General features: G+C 35.0%; 9 protein-coding genes. 5 read left to right on the forward strand and 4 right to left on the reverse strand.

The window, feature by feature from the left end; all coding sequences use genetic code 11:
* Window positions 1-189 precede the first annotated feature (189 nt).
* The 5 genes from ACTTKP_RS01280 (at window position 190) to ACTTKP_RS01300 (ending at window position 5,037) form a co-directional block, all read left to right on the forward strand.
* The gene (locus tag ACTTKP_RS01280; RefSeq protein ID WP_442552096.1) at window positions 190-345 is read left to right on the forward strand and encodes a hypothetical protein; all 156 of its coding nucleotides are present in this window, start codon (window positions 190-192) and stop codon (window positions 343-345) included.
* 430 nt (window positions 346-775) lie between these two features.
* Window positions 776-1,888 carry a tetratricopeptide repeat protein gene (locus ACTTKP_RS01285; protein ID WP_442552097.1) on the forward strand — a complete coding sequence of 371 codons (1,113 nt, stop codon included), beginning with the start codon at window positions 776-778 and terminating at the stop codon, window positions 1,886-1,888.
* 159 nt (window positions 1,889-2,047) lie between these two features.
* Complete coding sequence (locus ACTTKP_RS01290; protein ID WP_442552098.1) at window positions 2,048-2,740, forward strand: response regulator transcription factor; 693 nt, start codon at window positions 2,048-2,050, stop codon at window positions 2,738-2,740.
* Entirely contained in the window at window positions 2,737-4,152 is a 1,416-nt protein-coding gene (locus ACTTKP_RS01295) for a sensor histidine kinase (protein WP_442552099.1), read from the forward strand. Before ACTTKP_RS01290 ends, ACTTKP_RS01295 begins: the two co-directional genes overlap by 4 nt.
* Window positions 4,153-4,278: 126 nt before the next feature.
* Window positions 4,279-5,037, forward strand: a complete 759-nt coding sequence (locus ACTTKP_RS01300) for a hypothetical protein (RefSeq protein ID WP_442552100.1) — start codon at window positions 4,279-4,281, stop codon at window positions 5,035-5,037.
* Between the two features lie 92 nt (window positions 5,038-5,129).
* Here ACTTKP_RS01300 and ACTTKP_RS01305 read toward each other — a convergent pair whose 3' ends face one another.
* The 4 genes from ACTTKP_RS01305 to ACTTKP_RS01320 all read right to left on the reverse strand — a co-directional run bounded on the left by ACTTKP_RS01305 (window position 5,130) and on the right by ACTTKP_RS01320 (window position 13,243).
* The gene (locus ACTTKP_RS01305; RefSeq protein WP_442552101.1) at window positions 5,130-6,428 is read right to left on the reverse strand and encodes a TIGR02679 domain-containing protein; all 1,299 of its coding nucleotides are present in this window, start codon (window positions 6,426-6,428) and stop codon (window positions 5,130-5,132) included.
* Between the two features lie 3 nt (window positions 6,429-6,431).
* On the reverse strand, window positions 6,432-10,517 hold the full coding sequence (locus tag ACTTKP_RS01310) for a TIGR02680 family protein (protein ID WP_442552102.1): 4,086 nt from the start codon (window positions 10,515-10,517) through the stop codon (window positions 6,432-6,434).
* Between the two features lie 118 nt (window positions 10,518-10,635).
* Window positions 10,636-11,760, reverse strand: coding sequence for a TIGR02678 family protein (locus ACTTKP_RS01315; protein WP_442552103.1), 1,125 nt, complete (start codon window positions 11,758-11,760; stop codon window positions 10,636-10,638).
* Complete coding sequence (locus ACTTKP_RS01320; RefSeq protein WP_442552104.1) at window positions 11,735-13,243, reverse strand: TIGR02677 family protein; 1,509 nt, start codon at window positions 13,241-13,243, stop codon at window positions 11,735-11,737. The genes ACTTKP_RS01315 and ACTTKP_RS01320 overlap by 26 nt, the downstream gene beginning before the upstream one ends.
* Window positions 13,244-13,461 lie beyond the last annotated feature (218 nt).

Genomic DNA, 13,461 nt, shown 5'->3' on the forward strand with positions numbered 1-13,461 from the left:
CCACTTCAAGCCATTATGACTGGGCTATGAAAAAGTTAAAAGCTCATCAGAAAAATTGTAAATCAAAATAGCCTGGAAAGGATAATGTGTTGTTTACAAATTTGTGAAACAATTGACTTCCCCAGATTAACGACTAATCTAAAGTTTAACTTTAGATTAGTCGGATGTTCGCTAAGTCATAGGATTAAAATGTCAGGCAATCCAAAAGCGAATATGGATGCCGCCAATCCTATACTTGATAAAATTCCTGACAAGAAAAGAGGAAATGGAATTATCCTCTGCCTCATTGACAAAAAAACATACCTGAGAGAAAATCTTATTGCACTCCCTATTGAGTATGTTTAATACAGTAAATTTGAAGTTGTCAGGCTAATATAAAACCAAGTAAATTGACGCTGTGAATGAGAATATTTCAGACTCGCTCCGGCATCCGCTTCGCTGCGCCTAATGCGCTCGCTTAGAATTTATCATTCGGAGCTGTCACCATAGATTTATGCAAATAATAACTTGAATACCAAATTAAAGACAGCCCCTATCGCCCTCCCCAATGTGGCTAATGTGTTTGTTTGCAATCATTCATCAATTAAACAGCCGGAGCTGATAATGCCTAAGCGAGCGCATTAGGTTTTTCGTAAACATTCAGATACCTACAATAGTTCCTTTCAGAAAAACCGGAGCAAGTCTGGACATTTATCAGCGAAGGCGTGACTTAGTCTGCCAAACAAGTACATTAGCCCGACAACTTCAAATTTATTGAATATACTAGGAGACTAATATGGATAAATTAAAAGAATTTTGGACAGAGCTGAAAACAGATTATGAGAGCAAGTATAAAATTCCGTTTTTAGCAGATTATGATAAGTCGGTGCCATATTTTGAGAAAATGGAAAAACTGCTACTTGATATGCAAAAAGAAGACGAGAAGAATGTAGAAATTGTTTGTTTGCTTGCTTCTGTTCGTATGGAACTTCGAGACAGTTATGAGGATTGTGCAGAGTTACTGTTTGATTTTCTGGGTAAAAATGAGGAATACTTATCTGATAATGAAAAGGCAAGATTATATACAAATATCGGATATTATTCAGATTTTGAGACCTTGACACCTAAGTATTTGCTAAAAGCGGAAGAATTAAACTCTCCATATCCGGAGACATACGAAGGCTTGGGACTATTCTATTTTAGCGAGTATGAAAGTAATAATGATGAAAATAACCTTGAAAAAGCTCTAAAATATTTTGAAAAAACAACTAAGATGTCTAATGACTATGTGGGCCTTTTCAATTATGGGGCAGCACTTTACGAAAATAAAGAGTACAAAGAGGCAAAAATAATTTTTGAAAATTTACTCTTAGAATATCCTAATAGAATGAGACTGTTATTAGCAGTAGGATATTGTGAGCTATTTATGGGAAATAAGGAGAAAGCTCTTTTTTATCTTGCACAGGTGAAAGACGGTCAGGATGAAAACTATTCATTAAGTACAGATGATATATCTGATTATCAGGTGTATGATGCCTATTATGTTTTGGATGAATATGATAAGTTCCTTAACGGGCTTAATGATGTAATATGTAAGTATTATACCGATGATTGGGAGCATTATTATTATTATACTCTATGGATAAAAAACCAGAAGGATAAATTTTATGACTTAGTTCAATCTACTATTCCGAAGTTGGAAGAGAACATAGAAGAAGCTAAGATTGATGAGGATTATAATAGTCAGAAAGAAAAAGAGGAATATATTGCAAGTTATAAAGAAGATTTAACAAAATATAAGGCTATGATTAAGAGGATAGAAGATGGCTGTAAAAAGCCTGAATTAAAGCTTAACTTATATCCTGAGTATAAATGTTTTCTTATAGATTGCGTTAGACATAAATTTTAAGATAAGGTTGTATATATTGTATGCCACTCAACAAAGCTCCCTTTTTAAATGCTTATAGTTTGTTTATATTTTCTTTATAAAGAAGACAACTTATCGTTCTTGTATTTTCTTAAAAAATTTGCCACTATAGTACTAACAATTTGCAACTAAGGAGTTACCATGGGAAAAATATTTATAGCTGATGATGAAAAAAATATAAGGGATTTGCTTGGCAAGTTCCTTGCGGATGCAGGACATGAGGTAGAACTTTTTGAAAATGGAAATGCCCTGCTTGATAAACTTGAAAAAGATATACCTGATATAGTCGTTTTAGATGTAATGATGCCGGGTATTGATGGCTTTACTGCCTGCAGCAAAATAAGAAAGTCTTATCCTGATATAACCATCCTTTTGCTTACTGCAAGAGATACCGATGCAGACTTTATGACAGGCTTTACTGCCGGCTGTGATGACTATCTCACTAAGCCATTTTCACCTCTTAAACTTACTTTGAAGGTAAATGCCATTCTTAATAAACTTGGTAAAACCGAAAATGAAAAGCAAACCGGCATAAAGTCTTTTGGAGATATTTCTCTTGAAGATGCTTCATTTTCATGTAAAGTTCGTGGTGATGAAATTAAACTTACCAAGACCGAATTTCAGGTGCTTTCACTCTTACTTACTACCCCTGAACAAGCCATTTCAAGGGATAAACTACTTTTAGATATCTGGGGCTATAGTGAAGTTGAAACAAGGGTTACAGATGACACTATGAAAAGGCTTAGAAAGAAGCTAAAGGATGCCGGAAGTACTGCCCACATAGAAACTATCTGGGGCTTTGGATTTAAGCTTACTTTGTCGGAGGCAGTATGAAAAAGAAAAAACTCCTGCACAGAATTTTTGTAATACCCTCACTAATTGTACTGCTTTCCCTGCTCGCAGTATTTGTACTGTTTCAGGTTATTTCCGACCAGTATATAAATGCACTTACCAGTGATGCTCTCAAAAATGAAATGAATAATCTGGGAAATATTACCTTTGATACAGAGGACAATATGGAAAATATAGATGATGAGCTAACAGACACCTCCCTTATAGTACCGGTTATGCACCTGGTAATAGATGCTAAAGGCAAACTCGTCTTCCCTGCTTCGCCTTGGTATTATGAGTATGAAGTTAAAATAGCACAAACAATAGCGGATATGATTGCAAGTGAACCTGACTCTTATAAAGCCTCTCCGCATAAACTTAATGTAAACGACAATTTCTATCTTGTTCAGGCAAAGAATTATACAGGAATTATGGAAGATGGTGCTTTCATCCCTGATGAGTCCGATAAAAACAGCAAAAACTACTATGTGCTGTTTTATATCAATATTACTCCTATTCAGAATTTTATAGATAAGGTAAACCTTGTACTTATGGCAGCACTTGCACTTTCCGGTATAGGCTCCGTTTTCTTTCTTTTTCTTACTACAAGGCAGGTAAATAAGGACTTTGAAAAACTAAAAGCCTACCTGCTTTCCATCGGCAAACATAAGAAGGAAAAAACTGCAAGCCCTGTTTCAAACTATTCAGAAATAGAGGCTGTTATAACCGCTGTGGATGAAATGTCTGAAATGCTTTTAGAAAGTGAAAATGTGCAGAAAAGGTTTTTCCAAAATGCCTCACACGAGCTTAGAACTCCACTTATGTCTATTCAGGGCTATGCAGAGGGAATAAAATACCATGTAATCCCTGAAAATGAAGCCACAGACGTTATCCTAAAAGAAAGTAAAAAAATGGCTTCACTTATCAATGAAATCCTGTTTCTTTCAAAAATGGAAACTACTGAGCCTGAATTTGAAAATGTAAATATAGCAGAGATAATAGCGGAAGTTTCCGATAATTTCAGGCTTATGGCTAAGGAAAATAATATTAATATTTTATGTGAAACTAGAGCAGAAGCTGTGGTTTCTGCTGATGTTAAGCTGCTCGACAGGCTTCTTGGAAACCTTGTGTCAAATGGAATAAGATATGCAAGGTCAGAAATAAAACTTTCTTGTGAAATTTCTAACAATAATGTAATTATTAAAGTTTCTGATGATGGAAATGGCATAGCAAAAGAAGACCTTCCACATATTTTTGAAAGATTTTACAAGGGAAAGGGTGGAAAATTCGGTATAGGGCTTTCTATGGCAAGCGATATCGCAAAGCTTCATAAAGGCAGGCTGGAAGTGGCTTCCGGTGAAAATGGAACTGTATTTACACTTAGTTTGCCACAAATTTCCCACACTTTTTCCTAAAACTCCTTACACTTTTAAGGGGATTTTACCTAATTTTCGGAGTTATACTATACACAGATAAAGCGATAAGACATCAGTCATAAAAACTAATAACAAAACTTAACAATGAAAGGAAAGGTATTTATTATGAAGAAATTAGCAGTTTTATTTATGGTAGGAAGTTTAGTAATTTCAGGAGCTACAGCAAGCTTAAGTACAGTTAAGGCAGCAGATGCAAAAAAACCTGCAGAAGCAAAAATCATTGAGAAGAATATGGATTTAAAAGAAACAAACAAGGATTTCTTTGCTTATCCGGGAAATACTGATTTCAGAGAGTTAGACAAAGACTTCTTTGCTTATCCGGGCAAAGGTGAAAGCCTCAAAGCTCTTTCTGATTTTCTAAAAAAAGACACTAAGCTTACAAAGGCAGAGAAGAAGTCACTTACAAAGAATTATGAGAAGTTCCTAAAGGCACGTAAGGAGCTTGAAGCTACATACAATAAAATGGACAAAATCACAAAAAAAATTACAAGTAACTGGGCTATAGAAGATAAGCTTGATAAGCTTGCAGGTAAGCATCAGTCACTTTGGGACAAGCTTTATGAGAAGGCAGATGATAAGGAGCTTGAAATCGAAGATAACATAGAGTTTATCAAGTCATCAAAGGCTCTTACTGACGAGGAAAAAGAAACCCTCATAAAAGCACAGAAAGAACTTGATGTACTTAACGAGGAGTATGAAGAGCTGTATAATAAGGTTGAAAAGTCTACCAAAAAACTTAATTCAAAGCTTAACACCCTCTATAAGGATATCGAAAAACTTATGGATAAAATGCAGCCTTTAGCTGATAAACTTGGCAAAAAGTTTAAGGATAATTTTGGTTTTGGTGATATGATGCCTTACTAAATTCAAACTAGATTATTTGTTATATAAAAATTCATAAATAATAACCTAAAGCCACCCAAGCTGGGAAACTTTCCTGCTTGGGTGGCTTGTTATCATTTGAAGTTCATTTCATTTAAATATTCCCCAATCATACTCTCCTGATAAGCTGCCCGCCCTTCTTTTCTAATAAGTTTTGCAATCCTTAAAAGAATAGTATCCGATACTCCGTCTAACTTCTTAATTCTTTGTTCCGTAAGCTTCTTCTCTGAAATATATTTCAAATAAATTTCAGGTTCATACTTCCAAAAAGTCAATCTTTCTCCGTATCTTTTCTTAAGCTTTTCAGCTATAAGAAGTCCTTCCGGGTCAAAATCCCCTGCGTATGAGAATGTTATATTTTTATCAAATAAATCCAAGAGCATAAAAACTGCCCTTCTTATCTGTCCATAACTGCATATAAAGGCTCCATCTGGAAAATGGCTTATCAGTATCGAAAATACAGCAGGATTTTCAACTATATAAACCCTTTTAATTTCCTTAGTTGTAAATGTTTCTTCCAGGTTGCCCAGGGTAAACAGACTTAGTTTAAGCGGTTCTTTCTGAGCGAAAAAACCTTCCATTCCCTGGTGCAAGCTTCCATCTGCATATCTTCCTCTTATTCCGTAAGCTATCACATCATTGGACAGGCTGTCTTTTATAATTCCTGCCTTAAATAAAATATTGCTTTTATTCTCGGACTCAGATAATCCGTCTTCATATTCATACTTATAATAATCTTTTAAAAATGCTATGAGCAGGCTCTGTGCTATAGTATCATCATCAAAGAAATGCGGATTGGCTGTAGTTTTTGCTGCAAATACTGCTAACAGTTCTTTCTTTTCACCTTTTGTAAAATCAGGCATTAACGGAATTGCCCTTACAAGTTTTATTAGCGTATTTTTAAGTTCTTCTTTATCGGCATTATAATTTCTTATAATAAGCCCTGCTCCCTCTGCTTTTCCATAGAATACCCCCTGCAGCCAGTCATTTATATAAGTTTTATCTGTGTATTCTCTTATTTCTGCAAGGTATTCTGCCTTTTTAATTTCATCATCTTCGTTCCTTTCTTTTTTAGTACGAAGTTCTTCTCCAAAATACCGGGCAAGTATATTCTCTGTGGTGAGATTGCTGAATTTACTTTTTAAAAGAGCCTTTTCAAATAATTTTACAGAAACCCTTACTTCTTTCTCCTCTGTAAAATCCTTCATCAAAAAATCTGACAAATCAAGTTTTTCTACACTGTCAAGTCCGGTAAGTACCGCTGTTCCGGCAATTTTTCCAAGACTTTCATACTTCTTCTTATATGCCTTAAAAAGCTTTTCATATACAGGTCTTTTCTTAAAATACCCTAATGCTTCATTTATCTCAGACAAAGATTAACCCCTTTCACGTACATTATCTGCCAGTTCTCTTCTTATTCCATTCCACCTGTACCTGATTACCGTAACATATTTTGCATTTTCAGGGCGTACAAGCTGATAAATGGCAAGAGCCGGAACAGTGTCATAATCTCCCCAAAGGCTCTGAGAATTAATCACAAAGTTGAACTTAAACTCCGACATCAGTCTGAACATATCCCTAATATTGGTTTCGTCAACTCCTGCAAAAGCTTCATCAAGAGCTACCAGTCTCGGTGCATCTGCCCTGGCTCCCTGATATTTGGCAACAACTGCTGAGAATAAAGGCACATACATAGCCATAGCCTTCTCTCCCCCACTAAAGGTAAAAAATACTCTGTCTGTAAGCTCTTTCTTATTTTCACCGGCTCTTTGGTACATCAGGGTAAACTCATACCATTTTCTATAGTCAAGAATATCCCTTATTACTGCATAAAAGCTTTTCATTCCTCCGGACTCCTCTGCGGTCTTCTTTGCAGCATTTATCTTAGAGCGAAAATGTTCTGACAGATTCGCAGAGTCTTCAGGTCTAAGTATCTCCTCATCTCTCATAAGAATGTCTACTAAAACTTTTGTGCCAAGTTCCTCTTCCTTTTCAGCCTTTTTAGGTTTCCAAGTAAGACTTAAAGTTAAGCCACTTGATGTTTCCATAGATTCCATAAGACGTTTAATCTTTGCCACCCATTTTTCAGCAAGACGGATTTTTGCCCTTATCTTTCTTCCTACAGTACCTATAAGGATGTCTTCATAGATTTGTCTGTCACTTTCTTTAAGAATGTTTTCAAGCTCTAAGACTTCACTATCAAGAGCACTTACAAGCCCTCCAAACTTAACTGTGCTTCCCTTATATTTTGCAGAAATCTCCAGTCTTTTTACATTTTTACTGCTGCCATAGTCCACTTCTTCCTCAGTAAAAAGAGAATTCATAGTTATATTATACCTTGCAAGTCCTCCTCTGTATCTGTGGAAATTCTCCTGTAATTTACTAAATACATCTTCCTGCTTTGTTTCACCTATTCCCTGTTTTAAACTAGACCTAAGCCTTTCTGCCGTACTTAATACATCTTCATCAAATTCTAAAACTTCTACCAAGCCAAGCCTTAACTCGTCAGCAAAGGCTCTTTCCATATCTTCCCTATGTTTCATGCTTAATTCAAGCAGTGGTTTAAATCCCTCAAGCTTTTCTCTAAGATCAGTTTCTTCCTGCTTTCTACTGCCAAGTTCTATTGAGACTTTCTGCCTTTCCTTAGGTATTTCATTAAGCCTTCTTACTATATAATCAATCCTGTCTTTTATCTTGTCATAGTCTGTAAGTTTTAACTGCTCCTTTATGGAAGCAAGCTTTGCTTTTGCTTCTCTTAGTTTTGCTCTCTCCAGTGATAGCTCATAACGGATATTCTCAAGATATTCCTCTACTTCCTCAAGGTTAGTTTCCTTAGAACATATCAATTCCAGCTTACTAAGGTATTCCCTATGCGAAGCTTTTAGTTCCGTAAGCAAAGTTCTGTAATTCTCAAGTGCTTTGTTAAGTTGTATAAATAAATCAAGCCTTGCCTTTACATAGCATTTTCCACAGGCTTCATTTGCGGCTAGCCTTATTTCATCCAAAGCCTTTTTCTCCCTGTCAAGCTCTGTCTTTAACTTTGCTATATCCTCTAAAAGCCCCTTTAGGCTGCTTCTTACTTTATTTAATTCAATAAGGGCTGTATTCATACTGTCAGGCTTTGGAAAACTTTCCCATTCCTTAGCAAGTTCTTCTTCCCTTGCCTGTATCATCCTCATCTTTTCTTCCTTAAGCCTTACTTCTTCCTGCAAGCCTTTTATATCATTTTCAAGTTCATTTATTTTTGCAAGCCTATAGTTTTCCCTCGAAAGACTACCTATAAAACCTGCCTTATATTCTCCTGTGGTTTTTCCTTCTATTATGCCCAGTCCGAAGCTTCCATTTTCACCTATCCAAGTTCCACCCTTTTCAGATTTCTTTAGAGAAATGCTTGAAAGGGCAGCCGTTATTTTAAAATTTGAAAAAATATTGTTGTATTCTTCTTCGATTTCAAATTTATTTAATATATTATCATTTACCGCCTGTACATCATCAAATATATACCTGTCGCTAAGCCCTTTATCAAAGGCAAGTATTCTTTCTCTGTCCTTACCCGAAACTATAATTGCATCAAGTATTCCCATTTCAAACAAAGCTTCTTCAAGGCTGTTTCTTTCAGCTCCTGAGATATTGACTGCAAAGTCCACCGTCTTATAAAAATTTAAGTACTCAATACCTTCTGCCTTTAGCTTCTCCCTGTTTTTTCTAACACTCTCAGTTCTTTCAGGCTCAGGATCTTTTTTATTTTGCCATTCTAAAAGTTCTGACTCTTTTTCTTTTATTTCTCCTCTAACAGCTTCAATATCATTTTTAATTCTAAGGTTATTTTCAAAAATTTCTCTATACACCTTTTCATAAGCAGGCTTTGCAATATTTTTTATGTCAAAATAGTTTTTATTCTCATCATAGTTTTCTATTTCTCTTTCTATATTTTGCAAAATCTCTGTTTCAGGGTGTAATTCAACATTTTTCTTTTCCCAAACATATATTTCTTCCGCCAATCTTTCTTTCTCATCAAAGAAAAGAGTATCACACTGCTTCTCAGTCTTTTCTAAATCATCCTGTTTACTTTTATATTCATCAAAAGTTTTAAGAATGCGGTCATATTTTTCATTCTGACTTTTTTCTTCCTCTAAAAGCCTTTTTCCTTCCTTTGCTCTTGATACATAGGCTTCAAAAGTCTTAGTATGTGCTTCAAAAGAATAGTCCTCATTTTTATTTTTTACAAGCTCATCTCTCATAAAAGCAAACTCATCAAAAGGTACAGCTTCAAGTTCTGCTTCCATATCATTAAGAGCAGCTTCACAAGATTTCCATAATGAATCTGCTTCTTCTTTATCTTCTTTAATTTCTTTTTGTAAACTTCTTTCTCTTTCTTTTTTATCCTCTTCCTTCTCTTCTTTATCTTTTATTGTATTTTCAAAAATCCCAATTTCATTCTCAAGCCTTTCCTCATTTTCCTTAAGTTTTACTATCTCATCACTGTCTAATGAATTTTTCTCTTCTTTTAATATATTTTCTTCACTATCCAGTTTATTTATATCTGTACTTTTTAACTCAATTTCTTCCTTCACATTTTCAAGTCTTTTTAAACTACCTGTTTCTTCTTTTTTAAGTCTCTTATAATCACCATCTGCTTCCACAAGAAAACCTGCCTTGTTAAAAAGCAAGACTTCATTGTAAAGCTTATAAACTTTTTCTATCTGTCTGGCTGAAGCAAGACTTTCCTTAAGATTTTCAAGGTTTAACTTGGTCTCGTCCATTTTCTCTATTGCATCTGACATCGGCTTTAAATCATCATCTGAAAGTGCCTGCAAAGAAGAGCTTAAAATCTCACTTATAAGTGTAGGTTTTAGGTCTTTTGAAAGCTTAGGTGCTCTAAGTCTTATAAGTATATCTATGAGTTCCTTGTATTCATCTTCATTTTCAAAACCAAAAAGTGTTTTATTTACTGCTGACGAATAATCCCCCTGACTCTCTATTACCCTTCCACCCTCTGCTATTTTGTTCTTAAGCTCAGTTTTTGAGAGAGTAATCCTGCCATCCATTTCCTTGTATAAAAATATGTCTTTTCCTATCCTTCTGCTGTCTGTAATTTGAAAATACCAGACTTCCAAAGGTTTATTTCTCCTTGCCCTTATACCTATGCCAAAGGAAGCATATTCCTCATTTTCTTCCCTTTTAAGCTCCATGTAAAGATAGCCTGTACGTTCTTCTCTGTCGTCATCTTCTTCAAGCAGGTAGTTTTCCATTTTTCTGGCTCTTGTACCAAAGGCATCAAGCCTCTCTGGACGTATGTTGCCATCTAAAAGCAGAGGAATAAGGCTCTGCATTGTTACAGATTTTCCTGAACCGTTTGCACCCCTTAGAAGCATTCTGCCATCATCAAAGACAAATTCCTCATCATCATAATACCAAAAATCTACCAGCCCTACTCTGTTTATCTTCCAGTTGCTGTTCATCTGCCTCTCCTTAATATTATGTATTTTACACTACTATAATCAGTTCTCGTTACAAATAATATCAAAACAAATATTCCTTACTGAGCTTTTGTATATCTCAGGAAGACAACCGATATGTTTATGTATCAGAAAAATCCTTTGGATATCTTCCTGCCACCTTGCCTACAATCGGATTTATTTTCACATCATTTCCAATATATTCTATAAACCCAAGTTCCAGCATATACTCAGTTACCACACTGCAAATCTCCTTAGTTGTCATATCCCTGTAAGTCTTTGCAAAGCCGTTTCCATACAATCTTTTAGCTTCCTCAATCAGCTCATTAAAACTCTCTAAAGATAAAACTATACTTTCATCTACAGCAGGGGTCAGTTTATTTTCATCAATTCTATTAAGAATCAAATCATTTACAAGGAGTACTATATCCGATAAGGTACTTTCTTCCGGAAATGCCCTTCCAAGTCTTGAACCTTCATTTATCACCAAATAAGCACTTGATTTATGTATATGAAGATTGCAGTCAAATAAACCTTCAAAATCATTTGCTATTATTCCCCTGAAATTTCTTATATAGTTAAAATCTTCTTCAGTATTTTCATTTCTATATAATCCTGCCGAGAGCAAAAGCTTCCTATATACCCTCTGCCTGCGGACTATTCCCCTGTCTTCATCCGTATCTATAAAATCTCCATCTTCAAAATCAGCCACTTCCTTAAAATTTGATATATCCCTGGTGAAATTCCTTACAAAATGTCTTGAAACTCCTGTATTTTCATAGAGAACCTCACTTATACCGTCTTTTGCAAAATCTTCCTCGCTTCCATCATTAAGCTCTAAAATCCCTTCTGAAACTAGATATTTCATAACCTTTACAAGATATTTTCTACTTCTGTAGACTGTCCAATCTATAGTTTCCACCTCTACTGTAGTCTGAATGTATTCGGTCAGTTCTGAAAGCACAAATTGCTCTCCCATATCTTTTTCTTCCAAAAACATAAGTACAGTCATAAAAATTACATATTCCATCTTATCACTAAACTCTTTTATTCCCATCCAGTTTTCAGCCACAGTGGGAATTTTCTCAAGCTTTATAAGATAAGAATTTACAACCACCTGAAAGCCTAATTTTTCTATTAAAAATGACTTAAACTTGGGAAGTTCATCTCTTATAGAATAATACAGCTCCCTGTCTTTTGATTTTAATATCCACCTTTTACTAAGCAATACTTCCAATGCTTTCATTTATTTCATCCTCAAATATAATCTCATAAGATGGCATATACAACACCCCATCTTCACTTTTAAGTTCACAAATCTCTTCTGCCGGAGGTGAGATAAGCCTGAACCTTTTTCCTTCTTCAGTCTTTCCCCTGCCCTCTTTATTCTCCAAAGCCCTCGATATCCAAGTTAAAAATACATCCCTTACAAATGGTGTTATCTCAGGCAAATCCTTAAATACCAGCTTACCATCTTTAATATATCCTCTTAAAAGTTCTCTTTCGGTTGCTATTTTTTCTATAGTAGCAAGCCTAAGTTCTTCTTTTGCTTTAAAATTATCCTTAATTCCACTTCTTTTTGCTTTTTCTCTATAAGTCCTTACCCTTGGGGTAACTGTTTTTATGCAGGTTTTTTCCTCATATACTCCACTATTTATACTTTCTGTCTGCCTTTCCCCTATTCCTCTTAAATGAAATGTGGTTGCACTGCCAAAGACAAGCCCTGCAAAACGATGTGCCTCAGATATATCTTCACAATTATAAAATATCTCTGCCAGCTTTTTATATTCTTCTTTTCTATTCGCACTGCTGCCACCACTCTCACTTATTCTTGCAGCATAACCTGTAATTTTACGGATTATTTCATTAGTTGTATCAAATACTTTCACTACCTCAGACTCTTTATTGCCACCACTTACAAACCAATCTTTAAGGCTTTCAAGTCTGCCCTTTATATTATCTAAAATTCTCTCTTTATCTACAACAATCTCTAATCTTGGAATAGAAAGTTCATACTGAAATATCCTATTTATAAGGGATTGCAGCATTGTTTCATCAAAGCCCTTAATAATAGCCTCAATTATACCTACATTGGTTTGCAGTCCCTTAACAAAACTTCTCAAATATTCAATTAATCTATCCTTAAATATAAGAAATTCCTTAGTGCGCATAAGATTTTCAGCTTTTACGCTGTTAAGTTCCCTCATATAATCCTGATAATTCTGGTTAAGCCTTTTAAAATCATTATTTAAATCATTCCAGTATGAATACAGTTTCTCATCATTTTCAGCTAACATAGAAGGAAGGTTAAGAAGGCTCATTCTAATTCTCTCAAGCAGGCTTGGCTCTAGGGAAGAACTCTCTATAAAAAGATTTTCTATCCTGATTACCATACGCTCTATTTCTACTGCCGTTTCTGAGAGCTGGTAACGGAATTTTTTATTGGCAAATTCTTCTAAAGTAGCTGCCCTTCTCGTATCCTGCATAGCAAGAAGATTGCCCCATTCAGTAAGTGTTTTTAAGTCCTGCTTACACTGCTCAATAGTATAACCTGTAAAATATGTATCCTCTTTTAATTCCTCAAATACCTCTTCCTGATACAGCCAGTATTTTAATTTTTCATATTTTAAATAAAAAAGCCTGATAATGGGGCGGTATCTGTCAGTATTGTCTACATTCAGATACTTTGCCTCTACCACAGGCTTTTTGATAATTTCGCTGACTTTCATAAGTATTTTCCTCTTCTTTTATTACCCAAATTCTATATTTAATAAAATTCTGTTACGCACATACTTATTATATGTTAAATCCCCCTATTTTACAACATTCTTTTCCCTACACATATTTTCTCCATCTCCACCTTGCCACAAATTTCCCACACTTTTTCCTAAAACTCCTTACATTTTTAAGGGGATTTTACCTAAATTTTGGGGTTATACTATACACA

Origin of the sequence: Catonella sp. (genome assembly GCF_052169795.1) — a bacterium.
Taxonomy (GTDB): Bacteria; Bacillota; Clostridia; order Lachnospirales; family Lachnospiraceae; genus Catonella.